A 15,514-nucleotide genomic window follows, 5' to 3' on the forward strand; every position below is an offset into this window, starting at 1 on the left:
TTCCCATTCTTGTCTCGCTTAATGACGTTATGTATAGACATAATACTCCCGTCAAGAGGCCCGACAATGACCCGACTCACTGCACGCCGCGCACTCCTGCCCACGGGATGGGCCGAAAACGTGGCCGTGACGCTGGCCACCGATGGCCGTATCGAGGCGGTGGAAACCGGCGTTCCGGGCGGTGCGGGCCTCTTGCTGCCCGCCCCCGGCAACCTGCACAGCCACGCGTTTCAGCGCGCCATGGCGGGCCTCACCGAAGCGCGCGGCCCCGACGGGCGCGACAGTTTCTGGACATGGCGCAGGCTGATGTTTCGCTTTCTCGACCGCCTCACCCCCGACCATGTCGAGGCGATCGCGGCGCAGGTCCAGATGGAAATGCTCGAAGCGGGGTATGCGTCACTGGCCGAGTTTCACTATCTCCATCACCGCCCCGATGGCACCGCCTATGACAACCCCGCCGAGATGTCGGACCGCATCGCCGCCGCCGCGCAGGAGACCGGCATCGGCCTCACCCTCCTGCCCGTACTCTACCAAACGGGCGGCTGCGACGGGCGCCCGCTTGGCGATGGCCAGCGCCGTTTCGGCACCGCGACCGATGATTTCGCCACGCTGATGGCGCGCGCCGCGACGGCCCTCGCCCCCCTGCCCGACGCCAATCTCGGCATGGCCCCCCATTCGCTGCGCGCCGTGCCGCGCGACGCGCTGGCCCTCGTGCCGCAAATGACCGACGGCCCGCTGCATATGCACTTGGCCGAACAACAGGCCGAGGTGGACGAGGTGCAATCGGCCTATGGCGCGCGGCCCGTGGAATGGGCGCTCGACAACATGGCGCTCGGGCCACGCTGGTGCCTCATCCACCTCACCCAGATGACCGGGGATGAAACCGCCCGCCTTGCCCCCACCGGCGCCGTGGCCGGGCTCTGCCCGATCACCGAGGCCAACCTCGGCGACGGTATCTTCAACGCCACCGGATGGCGAGCACAGGGCGGCGCGTTCGGCATGGGCAGCGATTCCAACGTGCTGATTTCCCTCACGGAAGAGCTGCGCCAGTTGGAATACTCCCAACGCCTGCGCGACCGCGCCCGCGCCGTTCTGGCCGAGGACAACCGCTCCACCGGCCGCGTGCTTTTCGAAGAGGCCACCCGGGGCGCGGCCCGCGCCCTTGGCCGCGACGCGGGCGAAATCGCCCCCGGCAAATGGGCCGACCTCGTGCGGCTCGACGACAGCACCCCCGACATGGCCGGACGCCCCGGCGACACGATGCTCGATGCGTGGATCTTCGCGCGCGCAAGCGGCGTGCGCGATCTCTGGTCCGCCGGCCGCCACGTGGTTCGCGACGGGCGCCACATCGCCCGCGAAACCATCGCCGCCCGCTACGCCGACACCATGCATCAGTTGAGGGACGCGCTATGAGCCGCGCCGCGCCCACCGGCTGGCAGGCCGTCCATGACGAGGCTCTGCGCCGCATCCAGACCCGCGAATGGCCCCCCGGCGCGCTGATCCCGGGCGAAGAGGATCTGGCCGCCGAACTGGGCTGCGCCCGCGCCACGGTGAACCGCGCGTTGCGCGAACTGGCCGAGGCGGGCCTCTTGGAGCGCCGTCGCAAGGCCGGCACCCGCGTCACCGAAGTGCCCAGCCGCCGCGCACAGATGTCCATTTCCCGCATCGCCGAAGAGATCGAAACCCGCGGCGCGCGCCCCGGATACGCACTCATCGCCGCCGATGACACGCCGATGCCCCCGGCGCGCCGCCACGCGCTCGGGATCGGCCCCGACACGCCCACCCGCCATGTCGAAGCACTCCACCTCGCCGACGGGGCGCCCTACGTGCATGAAAACCGCTGGATCAGCCTTGCGGCCATGCCCGCCGCCGCCAGTGCCGATTTCACGACGATGAGCGCCAATGAATGGCTGTTGCGCCACGCCCCCTTCTCGCATGGCACGCTCGACTATTCCGCCGCCGCCGCGGGCGAGGCCGCATCGCATCTCGGCTGCGACGCGCAAACCCCGGTGATGGTGCTCGACCGCGCCACCTTCGGCCCCGAGACGCCCATCACATGGGTCCGGCTCACCTATGCGCCGGGCTTTCACCTGCATATGAAAATCTGACCCAACCCCGACACAGGAGACCCCAAGGATGCACCCGCTTTTGACCCAACAGCAGATCGACGACTATCAACGCGGCGGCGTGACCGTCATCCGCGGGCTTTTCGCCGATCACGTCGACACGCTCCGCGCCGGAGTCGAGGCGAACATGGCCGCCCCCGGCCCCTATGCCTCTGAGAATGAAAAACAGGGCGAAAGCGGCCGTTTCTTCGACGATTACTGCAACTGGCAACGCATCCCCGAATTCGAACAGGTGATCCGCCACAGCCCCGCCGCCGAAGTCGCCGCCGAACTGATGGGCTCGAACAGCGTGCAGCTTTTCCACGATCACGTGCTGGTCAAGGAACCGGGCACCTCGCTGTCGACCCCGTGGCACACCGACGGCCCCTATTACTTCGTCGAAGGCCAGCAAACCGTCAGCTTCTGGGCCCCGCTCGACCCGGTGAAAGAGGCCACGCTCAGGATGGTCCCCGGCTCGCATCAATGGGAAAAGCCGGTGCTGCCGATGCGCTGGGTCAAGGAAGAGGCCTATTTCCCCAATATCGAGGATTACATGCCCGTCCCCGACCCCGAGGCCGAAGGCATGGAAATCGCCGAATGGGAAATGGAGCCGGGCGATGCGGTGGCCTTCAACTATGGCATCCTGCACGGCGCGCGCGGCAATACGTCACCGACCCGCCGCCGGGCCTTCTCGCTCAGGCTCGTGGGCGACGATGCACGCTATGTCGAACGCCCGGGGCGCACCTCGCCGCCCTTCCCCGATCACGGCATGCAACCGGGGCAGAAACTGCGCGAAGACTGGTTCCCGATGATATTCCCGCGATGACCCGAGAGCGGGCAGGCTGCTTCGAAAATCCCTGCCCGCTCACACCTTCCGCTTGAGCAGTTGAACCGCGTAATAGGACGACACCACCTCGTCCTTCTGGTTCAGGATCTCGTAGAAAAACGTGGTCCGCCCCCGGTCGGGCCGCGATTTCGAGGCTTCCGATTTCATCACCGTCATCTTCACCCGCAACCTGTCGCCCGGCCGCACCGGCAGGTGCCAGCGCAGCTCGTCCAGCCCCGAAGACCCCATCGAGGCATCACGCCACACCCCCGAATTCAGCACGAGGTCAAACGCCACGATCAATGTCTGAAACCCGCTGGCGATGATCCCGCCATAGATCGACTCCGCCGCCGCCTCCCTGTCGATGTGAAAGGGCTGCGGGTCGTATTGCCGGGCAAACGCGATGATCTCCTCTTCGCTCAAGCTCTGGCTGCCCGTCTCATGGGTGAACCCCACCGGCAAGTCATCGAAATACATCGCGCACCCTCCTCTTCCTCACCCCGAGCTTTGCCCAAGCCCCGGCCCGGCTCAAGCCCCGGCCAATAAGCCGTTGCGTCACTTCCACCCCATGGGTAAGTAAACCCGACGCTTGGAAAAAAGGGGCAGGGTCATGCCGGTGATCACCAATATCGACGACCTCAAGGCGCTCTATCGCCGCCGCACCCCGAAAATGTTCTACGACTATTGCGAAAGCGGAAGCTGGACCGAACAGACCTTCCGCGAGAACTCGTCGGATTTCGACGACATCTACCTGCGCCAGCGCGTTGCCGTCGATATGTCGAACCGCTCCACCGCCACGCAGATGATCGGTCAGGACGTGGCGATGCCCGTGGCCCTCGCCCCGGTCGGCCTCACCGGCATGCAGCACGCCGACGGCGAGATCAAGGCCGCCCGCGCCGCCGAGGCCTTCGGCGTGCCCTTCACCCTCTCCACCATGTCGATCAACTCGATCGAGGACGTGGCCGCCGCCACCACCAAACCCTTCTGGTTTCAGCTTTACACCATGAAGGACCAGGGCTTCGTTTCCTCCCTCATCCAGCGGGCAAAGGATGCCAACTGCTCGGCGCTCGTCATCACGCTCGATCTGCAGGTGCTCGGCCAGCGTCACAAGGACATCAAGAACGGCCTTTCGGCCCCGCCCAAGCCGACGCTCGCCAACATGATCAACCTCGCCACGAAATGGCGCTGGGGCATGGGCATGATGAAGGCCAGCCGCCGCGAATTCGGCAATATCGTGGGCCATGTCGAAGGCGTGTCCGACGCCGCCGATCTCGGCGCATGGACGGCCGAGCAGTTCGACCCCACGCTCGACTGGAACAAGGTCGCGAAGATCAAGGAGGAATGGGGCGGCAAGGTCATCCTCAAGGGCATCATCGACCCCGAAGACGCGAAAATGGCGCTTGAGGTCGGCGCCGATGCGATCGTGGTGTCGAACCACGGCGGGCGCCAACTCGACGGCGCGCTTTCCTCGATCCGCGCGCTTCCGGGCATCATGGATGCGGTGGGCGACGCCACCGAGGTGCATCTCGACAGCGGCATCCGCTCCGGGCAGGACGTGCTAAAGGCCGTCGCGATGGGCGCCAAGGGCACCTATATCGGCCGCGCCTTCGTCTATGGCCTCGGCGCGATGGGGCAAGAGGGGGTGACCCGCGCGCTCGACGTCATCCACCGCGAGATGGATGTCTCCATGGCGCTCTGCGGGCGTCGCCGGATCGACGAGGTCGACCGCGACATCCTCTTGGTGCCCGAAGGCTTCGAAGGCCGCTGGCAATAAGCGATGCAGGTTTTCTTCAAGGAGAACCTCGCCTTCCTCGCCGTGCCCAAAACCGGCACCACCGCCTATGAAATGGCGCTGAGACGCCACGCCGACATCATGTTTTCGGGCCACGGAAAACACGCCAACGCGGCGTTTTTCCACCGCAAGATCGCGCCCTTCCTCGACGATGCCTATGGCCTCACCCCCGAGCGCATGGCGGTCATCCGCGACCCGCTCGATCAGGCACGTTCGTGGTATCGCTACCGCCAGCGCGACGAGATCGGGAACTCGAAACGCTCGACCCGTGGCGTGAGCTTCGATGACTTCATCCGCGCCACCATCCGCGACGATCCGCCCGCCTTCGCCAATGTCGGCTCGCAGGGCGCGTTCCTCACGCTCAAGACCAGCCGCGAAATGCCGCTCCACCACCTCTTCGCCTACGAGGCGCAGGACGTCTTGCGCGGGTTTCTCGAAGAGCGGTTCGGCAGGACGATCAAGCTCAAGTCCTACAACGTCTCGCCGCAGCTCGACGCCGATCTCTCACCCGAAACCGAAGCCGCCTTCCGCACCGCCCGCGCGCTCGATTACGAATTGCACAGCCGGGTGATGGACGCAGGCGGCCACCTGCGCCAGTTGCTCGACACCTGAACCGCCCTACCCCCGCGCGAACGCGGCCCTGATCCGCGCCCAGTAAAGCTCGACCAGCACACAGCCCGTCACCAGCACGATCGCCACCACCTGCAGGCCCGTGGGCCACGAGCCAAGGATCACGATCGCCAGCGCCGCCGCGATGATCGGCTTGAGGAAAAAGAGATAGGACGCCCGCGTGATATCCGGCGCCGCCGTCAGCCCGCCAAACCACAGCGCCTGGGTGATCGTCGTGTTCCACAGCGCCAGCACGATCAGCGACCACGCCGCCAGCGCCGGTTTCTCGACGATGCTCGCCGGGTTGACCCAGACACCCCAGGCCGCCCCCACCAGGAGCCACAGACCGATACCGCCAATCATCATCGTCAACGCGATGATCTTCAGTCCCCCATGCCGCACCATCACCGGCTTGACCAGCACCGCGTAGAACGACCCGAGCGCCGCACAGCCCATCGCCAGCAACACCCCGGGCAGCGTCCCCGCCTCCCCCGCCAGCGCCATCAGCGCCCCGTCGGTCAACAGCACCGCGATGCCCAGCACCGCCAGCCCCCCGGTCACCACCTTCACCGCCCCCGGATGCACCCCGTTCACCACCCAGTTGGCCAGCCCCACGAATATCGGGATCGTCGTCGTCACCGTCGCCACCTGGATGACCGTCGCGTAATCCAGCGCCCAGTGGAAGAAGAGGTATGTCACCGTCACCCCCATCAGCGACAACCCCACAAGGCGCACCCCCTCCTCGCGCAGGGGCGTGATGAGATCGCGGCTGTTGCGGTCCATCAGCGCCCAGAGGATCAGCCCGAACCCGCCCAGAAGATAGCGCCACACGCTCGTCTCCGGCCCCGCCACGCCGCCGAGCTTGGCAAAGAACTCCGAACTCGCATGCCCCGCCACCCCGATCAGGACCGCGGGATAGGCCCATTTCTCGGGTATGTTCATGCCTCGATCTCCGCCCCGAACGCCGCCAGCGCCCGGGTCAGGCGCGCGGGCGCCTCCTGCGGCAAAAGATGCCCCGCCTCCTCCCAATCCTCGCGCCGCGCATCGGGCAGCTGCGCATAAAGCCGGTCAACCACCTCGCGGTCGAGAAACACCCGGTCCTGCAATCCCGTGATCACCAGCACCGGCAGGGCAAGCGCGCCATAATCGATCCCCCAATCCGTCGCCGCCGCGTTGCGCATCAGGTTCATGTGCCCATGCGCGGGCGGCAGCGGCGCGTAATCGCCGCGCAGGAAATTGCCCCGCGCCCTCTTGGCAAACTCACCGCTCACCAGCAGCGGGAACAGCGCATCGAGGAACAGCCCCACGCCGCCATGCGCCACGATCTGCGCCATCGCGTGGTTGACCCAGTCGATCCGCGGCCCGATCTCGCGCAGCGTGTTGAGCAGGACAAGCCCCTTGGCCTCCGCCCCATTCAGCACCGCCCGCGCCGCGTAAAGCCCCCCGATCGACAGGCCGACAAGGACCGGCGCCTCGGGCTTCACCTCGGCCAATACCCGCTCGAGGTCCGACACGATCACCGCGTCGGTCAGCTCAAGGTCGGGCGAAAACGCCGACTCCGCCTGCCCCCGGAAATTCCAGCTCAACGTGCCGAACCCGGCCGCCCGCAGCCCCGGCGCAACCTCGGCCTCCCACGCGTCGGTCGACCCGGTCAGCGCATTGACGAACACGAATGTCGGCGCCCCCGCCCGGGTCGGCGCATGATGGATATGATAAAGCGTATCGGCCTCGCCAATGGTCAGATGCATGTCTCTCTCCCTCGCGTTATGCAAAGGCTAGGCCGCAACCGGATGCCACGCAAGCGACCTCACGCGGCGGGCCATCCGGTCGGCGGTTGAGCGGCCGTCGGGGGCTGGGTTGGGGCATTCGGATGCTGCGGGTGCGGTTGGCTGGGGTCCGAACCATTTTTGCCGTTCCCCTCGATCTCGGTTTTGCTTCTGGTGATGCGCACGAAGGGCGGGCGGCGGTCCTTCGCCGCGCTTGCTTAGGTTGCTAGGACCGACGCACGCATCAACCGCATCATTGCAATGGTCAGGGCCAAGGCCGAGCACCCCTTCAGTGTCATCAAGCGTCAGTTCGGTGACGTGAAGGCCCACTACCGCAACCTCGCCACGAACCGGGCCCAGCTCATCACGCTGTTCGCGCTCGGTAACCTGTTTCTGGTCCCAAGATGGCTAATGGATTGAGGATGAATCTACCCGAAACTCGCCCCCCCAAACAACGGGGCTGAAGCAGTAAAACCGAACCCTAGAAGCCCGACGCGCACGCATCGACGCGATTACCTTGCCATCCCGGCGCAGCGGCGGGCGTTGACGGACACTCCCATACATGTAGAACTGAAAACAACTAAGAGCATCAGGAGGAAACATGGCCATGGGAGGCAATTCGGGCCAAAGGTCAGAGGATCATAATTGCATTCCAGCTTCCATTTCAGAACTGAGCCAGTCGTGGCAACAGGTTTGGAATTTGTATTTACGATGGTTCTCGTGGCACACAGGTCTTCACTTTTTCGCCTTTTATTTTATTTTCTCTGTGGATGTTATTCGGGAGAACTATATGGTTTTTGCGAGTGCGATGATGTCTATTTTTGCCTTCACAGGTTTTTGTGCTTCGGTTTCCATGGTTGTTTATGATGGCTACGTTCGTAGTTTGTTAAAGTTGATGCTGGCCGGGAATGCGCAAGCTGGACCGCAGTTGGTGCTCGATCCGACGAAATCACTCCGCGCTCGCTTGCGTCGTAGGGCCAATTTAATATGTTACTGGTTTCAACGGCAGCGGGATCCACATTTAAAAAGCCTGTGGCGTCGACGTAGGTATCGTTCTTCTCTACTTAGATTCTATATATTCGATGGTTGTAGATATCCTCTTTTCGGGCCGACAATCAGCCACGCCGGAAAAATTGGGGCGATGGCAATGTCATTTTGGATCTTGTTTATATGGCTTGTAATTTTAGTTGCCGCTTTTTGTGGTGGATTCGTGGTGGATTAGTGGTGGATTAGTGGTGGATTAGTGGTGGATTCGACTCCTAGATGTCCTTAAATTGTTATTGGGCCAAGATACGCTGAGGCGCCGGTGCTCGGTTCATCCGGGGTCGTAGCCCGAACTTCGCAAACCCCTCGCCCGCACACACCCACCACTCAAACCAACCCGCCCTACAGCCACGTCAACCGACCGGCGCATCCGCCAAGCCCCCATCGCGCCAACGGGCAGCGGTCGACATTGCGGGGCTCCATCGTCATCCGGTGGCACCTCTCCGGGTCGGTGGCGGGCGGTGGGGTGGCGCCTGTCCCCGGCCTCGCACCGGTCCGCGCCCCCGCATGGCCCCTTGCCGGGGGCGCGGACGCTCGAATGACGGGGCAGCGCGCGGTGCGTTTACGTTTTCCCGGCCCGTGAATGCCGCGTTGCGGCGGTGTACGGATAACAGCCGGGCAACAGCCGGGAATCACCCCCCGGATTTGCGGCCCCGGCGGGCGTTAACCCCGGTGTACGGTGGTCAGGGGCCGCGCAGCAGGCCGGGGCGATCCCCGGCCCACGCATGGCACCGATCCTACTTTTGCAGGTCGGTCCAGATGCGGGTGTAAAGCGCCTGGGTCTCGGGCGCGCAGGTCGGGATGAACACGCCCTTGTCCTTGAGTTCCTCGGGAATGAGGATCTCGCGCGCGGTTTTCATCTCGTCGGGCATGAACTCGTCCGAACCGAGTATCCCATTGGCATAGCGGGCAAATTCGGAGATCAGCGCGGCGTTTTCCGGCTCCATGATGAAGTTCTGGAAGGTTTTGGCCTCTTCCATGTTCTGCGCGTCCTTGAGCACCGCGACCGAATCCATCCAGACGACATAACCCTCTTTCGGATAGCCATACTGGATGTTCTCGTTGGCCAGCCGCATCCGGAAGGTCGACCCGTTCCAGTTCACCCCGGCCCACATGTCCTCCTTGGCGAATTTCTCGATATTGCCGTAATCCATCCCCAGCCAATGCTGCTTCGCCTCCACCAGCGTATCACGCACCTTGCGCAAAAGCTCACGGTCGTCATCGCAGGGCATGCCACCATGATACATGATGGCAAGGCCCATCACGTCGCCCATTTCCGGCACGACGTTGATCTTGCCTTTCAACTCATCCGGCGGATCGAGGAAAATGGCCGACGTGTCGATATCGCCATCGTAATACTTGGTGTTCACGACAACCCCGGTGGTGCCCCATTGCCATGGCACGGTATAGTGACGGCCCGGGTCCCAATCGACGTCGATCCACACCGGATCGAGGTTCTTCGCATTCTCCATCTGGTCGGGGCGGGTTTCGGCCAGAAGCCCCTCGCCGATCCAGATCGGCACGTAGGAGGCCGAAGGCACGACGATGTCAAAGCCATGACCGCCCGCCTTCACCTTGGCCAGCGCGGTGTCGTTGCTGTCGTAATCCGTGATCGTGACCTTGATGCCGGTTTCGGCCTCGAATTTCTCGATCAGCTTGGGGTTGGTGTAGTTGCCCCAGTTATAGATGTTGAGTTCCTGCGCGAAAGCGCCCGAGGCCGCGAGGGCCAGGGCGGACGCGGTGATTGCAAGTGTCTTCATGGGTCTTCACTCCTTGTTGGGTTCGGTTTCAATTCATCCCCGCTCTGGCGGCGGGTTGGACCTGTCAGCGGCGGCGGCTGGTCAGGCGGAAGAAAAGCGCGACGAGGATCACGCCGGCCATCAGGATCACGGTTGAAATGGCGTTGACCTCGGGGGTCACGACGCGCCGCAACTGGCCCAGCATATAGGTGGGAATGGTCTCCTGTCCCGCGGATTTCACGAATTCGGTGATCACCACGTCATCGAGCGAGATCACGAAGGCCAGCATCAGCCCGGCCACGATCCCCGGCCACATCAGCGGCAGCGTCACCCGGCGAAAGGTCAGCCAGCGCGAGGCATAGAGATCCTGCGCCGCGGTTTCGAGTGTATTGTCCATGGTCTCAAGCCGCGCGCGGATCGGAAGATAGGCGAACGGCACGCAAAACGCGGTATGCGCGGCGATGAGATAGATCATCGAGGTATGCCCGGTCCACACCTTGATCGCGGCAAAGACGATGAGAAGCGCCACGGCGGTCACGATCTCGGGGATCATCAGCGGCTGGTTGATCAACGCATAGATCATCGTCTTGCCCGGAAAGCGCCTTGTGCGGGTGGTGGCAAGGGCCGCCATGGTGGCCGCGACGGTGGCGATGGTGGCCGCGCAGAAGGCAAGATAGAGCGAGCGGATCGCGGCATCCTGAACCGCTTCGTTCGCGGCCGCCTGATAATACCAGCGCAGCGAGAACCCTTCCCATATCGCCAGCGAGGTGCCGGCGTTGAAGGAATAGGTGACAAGGATCAGGATCGGCGCGTAAAGCGCGAAAAAGGTGAAGATCGCGATCACCGCAAAGCCCGGCAGGCTGCGCACCGAATACCCCCGGGGTTCGCGGCGTGGCGCGGTCAGCGCGGGGGCGGCGGTCTCGGTCGGGGTGGGGGTCGTTGTCTCAGCCATCGGCCTTCTCCCGCGAGGTGATGCGGACATAGAAGATGAGCGCCACCATCACCGCCGCCATCAGCATCAGCGACAGCGCCGCCCCGAGCGGCCAGTTTCGGCCCGCCCCGAATTGCAGTTCAATGAGGTTGCCAAACATCAGGTTCTTGCCCCCGCCCAGCACGCGCGGCGTGACATAGGCACCAAGACAGGGCACGAAGACGAGGATCGACCCGGCGATGATGCCGGGCTTGATCAGCGGCAGGATCACCCGGCGAAAGGCGGTCCAGCGGCTGGCATAAAGGTCATGCGCGGCCTCGACGAGCCGGAAATCGAGCTTGTCCACGGCGGCATAGACCGGCAACACCATCAGCGGCAGGTAAACATAGGTCATGCCAAAGCCGATGGCGAAATCGGTGAACATCATCTGCAGTGGCTCGTCGATGATCCCGATCTTCAACAGCACGAGGTTGATCACCCCTTCGCTGCGGATCAGTTCCTGGATCGCGATGGTGCGCACCAGAAGATTGGTCCAGAACGGCACGGTGACCAGAAACAGCCAGAATTCGCGCCGCCCCGGCGGCTGGGTGGCGACGAACCATGCGGTCGGCACCCCGATGATCAGCGTCAGGATCGTGGTGATCAGCGAAAGCGAAAATGACCGCCAGAAGATCGACAGATGCGCGTCGGCCCAGATCAGCGTGTCATCGAAAATGTCGCGCTGCACGATGGTGTTCATCCAGCCTTCGAGCGAGAATTCCCATTTGACATTGCCGTAATCGCCCGGCGTCAGAAAGGAATAGATCACCATCACCAGAAGCGGCCCGGCGGCGGCACAGACGATGATCGCGATCGCCGGAAGCGACAGCAGCCAGCGGCGTCGCGTGTCGGCAGTCTCAGCCTCGCGTTCAAGGGCACCGGGCGGGAACGGGGTCTCGGCTTGTGCGCTCATGGGCTCAGTCCTTCAGAACCGTGACCGCGCCGGGCGCGATGCGGATCGCCGCCGCGCCGCCGGTCTGTGGCGGGGCCTCGCCGCCCTGTGGCGCGTTGGCAAGGCGGATCTTCATCGCCTCGCCGGTGGCAAGGCGCAGATGCACCACCGTCGCTTCGCCGGAATAGACCACGTTCTCGACGGTGGCACCGGTCTCGCCTTCCGCGGCCTCGCCGGAGCGCACGCTGGCGTGTTCGGGGCGGACCAGAACACTGACCGCGCCATCGCGCACGCCCTCGGGCACCCGCACGTCAAACCGGCCACCGGCGGCCAGTTCCACCGTGCCCCCCGACAGCGTGGCATCAAGGAAATTCGATTCACCGATGAAATTGGCGACGAATCGTTCGGCCGGGCGTTCATAGATGTCGCGGGGGCGGCCGACCTGAAGGATCTTGCCCGCGCTCATCACCGCGACCCGGTCGGACATGGTAAGCGCCTCTTCCTGGTCGTGGGTGACGAAGATGAAGGTGATGCCGGTCTCGTGCTGAAGCCGCTTCAACTCGATCTGCATGTCCTTGCGCAGCTTGAGATCAAGCGCCGAAAGCGGCTCGTCGAGCAGCAGAACCTCGGGATGCGGGGCCAGCGCCCGGGCCAGCGCCACGCGCTGTTGCTGCCCGCCCGAGATTTCGCTGGTGCGGCGGTTCTTCAACTCTTCCATCCGCACAAGGCGCAGCATCTCGTCCACCGTGCGCTGCACTTCGGCCTTGGGTTTGCCCAGCATTTCAAGGCCAAAGGCGATGTTCTGCGCCACCGACATATGCGGAAACAGGGCATAGTTCTGGAACACCGTGTTGATCGGGCGCTGGTTCGGCGGCAGGCGGGAAATGTCGCGTGTGCCCAGCCGGATCGCCCCCATGGTGGGCGGCTCGAACCCGGCGATCAGGCGCAAAAGCGTGGTCTTGCCACAGCCTGAGGGGCCCAGAAGGGTGAAAAACTCGTTCTTGCGGATACCCACCGACACATCGTCGAGCGCGCGCACCTCGGTTTCGCCGCGAAATATCTTGGAGACGCGATCGACATCCACGGCAATTGCGGTCGTGTCGGCGATGGCGGCCTCGGCTGGCTCAGCATGAGCGGTCTGGCTGGTCATTCATGTCGTCCCTGTTGGCCGGTGGCTGCATCCGGCATCGTCTTTTTGATCAGGATAGGGGCAGGCATCCGATTTCGGCAAGAAAGACTTGCGATACTGTCCATCCGCGTCCTCTTCCCCGTGCTCGTCCTGCCGTTTCCCATCTCGTCTGGCTCAATTCGTATTGACAAAAATATTTTAGTCAATAAAAAATTTTATACCAACAGATCAAACGGGGCACGCCGTGGGCGACATTGCACAAGATGAAGGCGCCAAAGCCACGCCCCCCGGCCTGCGCGGGCGAAAAAAGGCTCAGCGGCGTGAAACCATACTTGCCCGCTCAAGCGAGCTGTTCGCGCAAAAGGGGATCGACGCCACCACCATGGCCGAGATCGCCGACGCGGTCGGGGTCTCGACGCCCACGATCTTCAACTATTTCGGCAACAAGGACGGCATCCTGATCGCGCTCATTACCGAGGGCGCGCAAAAGGCCCGCGCCGAGGGTCTGGCCCCGGTCATGCAGAAGGACAGCGATTTCGGCACGATGTTGGCGGATCTGTTCACGCTGTTCGCGACCCGCACGCTTGCCATCGCGAACAAGCGCATCTGGCGCTATGCCGAGGCGGCCACGATACGCCACCCCGGAACCGAGCTGGCCCGCAATTACGTGACCGTGGACGAGGAACTGGTGCGCGTGATCGTGCGCTTTCTCGATGGTTACGACATCCGCCTGCGCAGCGGTGCCTCACCGGACCCGCAGTTCCTTGGCCAACTGTTCTATGACGTCTGGAACCCGTCATTCTTCAACCTGATCAAGAGCGACGAGATAACGCTCGACCAGCATCGCGACGACCTGCTCCAGCGGTTCGTGCCACTGGCCGGGATGCTGTTCGACGATGCATTCCTGACCAATCCCACCCTCAAACCCGGAAAGCCCTGACCATGACCAAAGCCGATATCGTGATCGAAAATGCCCGCGTTCTGACCATGAACCCCGAAGCGCCGCGCGCCGGGGCCGTGGCCATCGCGGGCGCGCGCATCCTTGCGGTCGGGGGGCATGACGAGATGACGGCGTTGAAAGGGCCGGACACTCGCGTGATCGACGCGGGCGGCGCGACGGTGATGCCGGGCATGGTCGAGGCGCATCTGCATCTGTTCGCCGGGGCCTTCGGGATGCGGCTTTTGCAACTCGACGGCGTGCATGGCCTGCCTGCGCTGCGCGACCGGGTGCGCGCCTATGCCGATGACAACCCGGACGAGGCGCTGCTGATCTGCAAGGCGACGGATTACAATCTTTTCGGCAACGGGGTGCAGACCACGCGGCAGATGCTCGACGAGGTGCTGGCGGATCGCCCGGTGCTCTACATTGCCGGGGATCATCACACCGCTTGGGCCAACACCATCGCGCTCGACAAGGCGGGCCTCCTGCATGGGCGCGAGATGCCAACCGGCAACGAAGTGGTGATGGCCGACGATGGCACCGCGGCGGGCGAGTTGCGCGAACATGCCGCCTATGACCCGGTGATGGCGCTGCGCTCATCGGGCGGGCGCGAGGGGCTGGGCCTCGCCGGGATCGAGCCCGAGCACGTCACGCCCGAACAGCGCGAAGAGGATATCGCGGTGCTCAAAGAGGGGCTGGCCTATTGCGCCTCCTTCGGTTTCACCAAGCTGCACAACATGGACGGCAACCGCTATCAGCTCGATCTCCTGCGCGAGATCGAGGCGCGGGGCGAGTTGATCTGCCGGGTCGAGGTGCCGTTTCACCTGACCCCGGACAAACCCGTGGACTCGCTCGAAGAGGCCAGCGCGCTGGCCGATGATTTCGACGGCGACAAGCTGAGTGCGCGGCGGGTCAAGATGTTCATGGACGGGGTGGTGGACAGTTCCACCGCCGTCATGGTCGAGGATTACGCCGACCGCCCCGGCTGGCGCGGCGAGCCGCTGCATGATGCCGAGCGTTTCGCGGCCGCCTGTATCGAGGCCGACAAGCGCGGGCTTCAGATCAGCGTTCACGCCATCGGCGACGGGGCGGTGCGCCGTGTGCTCGACGGCTACGAGGCGGCACAAAAGGCCAATGGCAAGCGCGACAGCCGCCACCGGATCGAACATATCGAGGTGCTGCACCCCGACGACCTGCCGCGCTTTGCCGAGTTGGGCGTGGTCGCCTCGATGCAGCCACCGCACCCCCCCGCCGCGATGGATTTCCCGCTCGAACCCTGGATCTCGCGCGTGGGCGAGGCGCGCTGGCCCTGGGCCTTCCCGGTGCAATACCTGCGCGATGCGGGCGTGCCCATCGCCTTCGCCTCGGACTGGCCGGTATCGGATGTGAACCCGATGCGCGGCGTCAAGGCGGCGATCACACGCAAACCATGGAAAGACGGTCATCCAGGCCATGCCTCGACCCTGATGGAGGCGCTGCATGACTATAGCACGGGCGGCGCCTATGCCGGGTTCGACGAGGGACGGTTCGGGATGCTGAAAGACGGGATGCTGGCCGATATCGTGATCATGGACCGCGATCTCGAATCCGCCCCGGTGGACACCCTCGACGAGGCGCGCGCGGCGCTGACTCTTTGTGGCGGCGCCGTGACCTGGGAGGGGTAAGCGGAGCGCCCATGCGGCGGGACTGCCGGAAAAGACCG

15 protein-coding genes and 1 pseudogene are annotated in these 15,514 nt (G+C 64.1%); 9 read left to right on the top strand and 7 right to left on the bottom strand.

Annotated elements, in window-relative coordinates; genetic code table 11:
• Positions 1–66: 66 nt before the first annotated feature.
• The 3 genes from FLO80_RS11170 to FLO80_RS11180 are packed head-to-tail and all read left to right on the top strand — an operon-like array spanning position 67 to position 2,931.
• Positions 67–1,413 (top strand): formimidoylglutamate deiminase, encoded by a 1,347-nt coding sequence (locus FLO80_RS11170; RefSeq protein WP_111368344.1) that lies wholly within the window; start codon positions 67–69, stop codon positions 1,411–1,413.
• Positions 1,410–2,108, top strand: coding sequence for a histidine utilization transcriptional repressor HutC (hutC, locus tag FLO80_RS11175; protein ID WP_111368342.1), 699 nt, complete (start codon positions 1,410–1,412; stop codon positions 2,106–2,108). The genes FLO80_RS11170 and hutC overlap by 4 nt, the downstream gene beginning before the upstream one ends.
• A gap of 28 nt (positions 2,109–2,136) precedes the next feature.
• The gene (locus FLO80_RS11180) at positions 2,137–2,931 is read left to right on the top strand and encodes a phytanoyl-CoA dioxygenase family protein (protein WP_111368339.1); all 795 of its coding nucleotides are present in this window, start codon (positions 2,137–2,139) and stop codon (positions 2,929–2,931) included.
• A gap of 39 nt (positions 2,932–2,970) precedes the next feature.
• Here FLO80_RS11180 and FLO80_RS11185 read toward each other — a convergent pair whose 3' ends face one another.
• Positions 2,971–3,408 (bottom strand): MaoC family dehydratase, encoded by a 438-nt coding sequence (locus FLO80_RS11185; protein ID WP_111368337.1) that lies wholly within the window; start codon positions 3,406–3,408, stop codon positions 2,971–2,973.
• A gap of 133 nt (positions 3,409–3,541) precedes the next feature.
• Between FLO80_RS11185 and FLO80_RS11190 the strand changes: the two genes are divergently transcribed.
• Positions 3,542–4,705 (top strand): alpha-hydroxy acid oxidase, encoded by a 1,164-nt coding sequence (locus FLO80_RS11190; RefSeq protein WP_111368334.1) that lies wholly within the window; start codon positions 3,542–3,544, stop codon positions 4,703–4,705.
• Between the two features lie 3 nt (positions 4,706–4,708).
• Positions 4,709–5,335, top strand: coding sequence for a hypothetical protein (locus FLO80_RS11195; RefSeq protein ID WP_111368331.1), 627 nt, complete (start codon positions 4,709–4,711; stop codon positions 5,333–5,335).
• A 6-nt stretch (positions 5,336–5,341) separates the two neighbouring features.
• Here FLO80_RS11195 and FLO80_RS11200 read toward each other — a convergent pair whose 3' ends face one another.
• The gene (locus FLO80_RS11200) at positions 5,342–6,274 is read right to left on the bottom strand and encodes a DMT family transporter (RefSeq protein ID WP_111368328.1); all 933 of its coding nucleotides are present in this window, start codon (positions 6,272–6,274) and stop codon (positions 5,342–5,344) included.
• Positions 6,271–7,080, bottom strand: coding sequence for an alpha/beta fold hydrolase (locus FLO80_RS11205; protein ID WP_111368325.1), 810 nt, complete (start codon positions 7,078–7,080; stop codon positions 6,271–6,273). The genes FLO80_RS11200 and FLO80_RS11205 overlap by 4 nt, the downstream gene beginning before the upstream one ends.
• Before the next feature lie 258 nt (positions 7,081–7,338).
• Here FLO80_RS11205 and FLO80_RS11210 point away from each other — a divergent pair.
• Both FLO80_RS11210 and FLO80_RS11215 read left to right on the top strand, forming a co-directional pair.
• Positions 7,339–7,518 (top strand): annotated as a pseudogene (locus FLO80_RS11210) (IS5 family transposase); the annotation flags it as partial.
• 181 nt (positions 7,519–7,699) lie between these two features.
• Positions 7,700–8,320, top strand: a complete 621-nt coding sequence (locus tag FLO80_RS11215; protein WP_146611064.1) for a hypothetical protein — start codon at positions 7,700–7,702, stop codon at positions 8,318–8,320.
• 559 nt (positions 8,321–8,879) lie between these two features.
• Here FLO80_RS11215 and FLO80_RS11220 read toward each other — a convergent pair.
• From FLO80_RS11220 to FLO80_RS11235, 4 genes are all read right to left on the bottom strand, one after another.
• On the bottom strand, positions 8,880–9,902 hold the full coding sequence (locus FLO80_RS11220) for an ABC transporter substrate-binding protein (protein WP_111368322.1): 1,023 nt from the start codon (positions 9,900–9,902) through the stop codon (positions 8,880–8,882).
• Positions 9,903–9,966: 64 nt separating this feature from the next.
• Positions 9,967–10,833, bottom strand: a complete 867-nt coding sequence (locus FLO80_RS11225) for an ABC transporter permease (RefSeq protein WP_111368319.1) — start codon at positions 10,831–10,833, stop codon at positions 9,967–9,969.
• Positions 10,826–11,764 carry an ABC transporter permease gene (locus FLO80_RS11230; RefSeq protein ID WP_111368317.1) on the bottom strand — a complete coding sequence of 313 codons (939 nt, stop codon included), beginning with the start codon at positions 11,762–11,764 and terminating at the stop codon, positions 10,826–10,828. Before FLO80_RS11230 ends, FLO80_RS11225 begins: the two co-directional genes overlap by 8 nt.
• A gap of 4 nt (positions 11,765–11,768) precedes the next feature.
• Positions 11,769–12,893, bottom strand: a complete 1,125-nt coding sequence (locus FLO80_RS11235) for an ABC transporter ATP-binding protein (protein WP_111368314.1) — start codon at positions 12,891–12,893, stop codon at positions 11,769–11,771.
• Between the two features lie 223 nt (positions 12,894–13,116).
• Here FLO80_RS11235 and FLO80_RS11240 point away from each other — a divergent pair, with 223 nt between their 5' ends.
• Both FLO80_RS11240 and FLO80_RS11245 read left to right on the top strand, forming a co-directional pair.
• The gene (locus tag FLO80_RS11240) at positions 13,117–13,812 is read left to right on the top strand and encodes a TetR/AcrR family transcriptional regulator (protein WP_188078277.1); all 696 of its coding nucleotides are present in this window, start codon (positions 13,117–13,119) and stop codon (positions 13,810–13,812) included.
• A 2-nt stretch (positions 13,813–13,814) separates the two neighbouring features.
• Positions 13,815–15,476 (top strand): amidohydrolase, encoded by a 1,662-nt coding sequence (locus tag FLO80_RS11245; protein ID WP_111368310.1) that lies wholly within the window; start codon positions 13,815–13,817, stop codon positions 15,474–15,476.
• The last annotated feature ends 38 nt before the right edge of the window (positions 15,477–15,514 follow it).

Origin of the sequence: Aquicoccus porphyridii (assembly GCF_008369105.1) — a bacterium.
Classification (GTDB): domain Bacteria; phylum Pseudomonadota; class Alphaproteobacteria; order Rhodobacterales; family Rhodobacteraceae; genus Aquicoccus; species Aquicoccus porphyridii.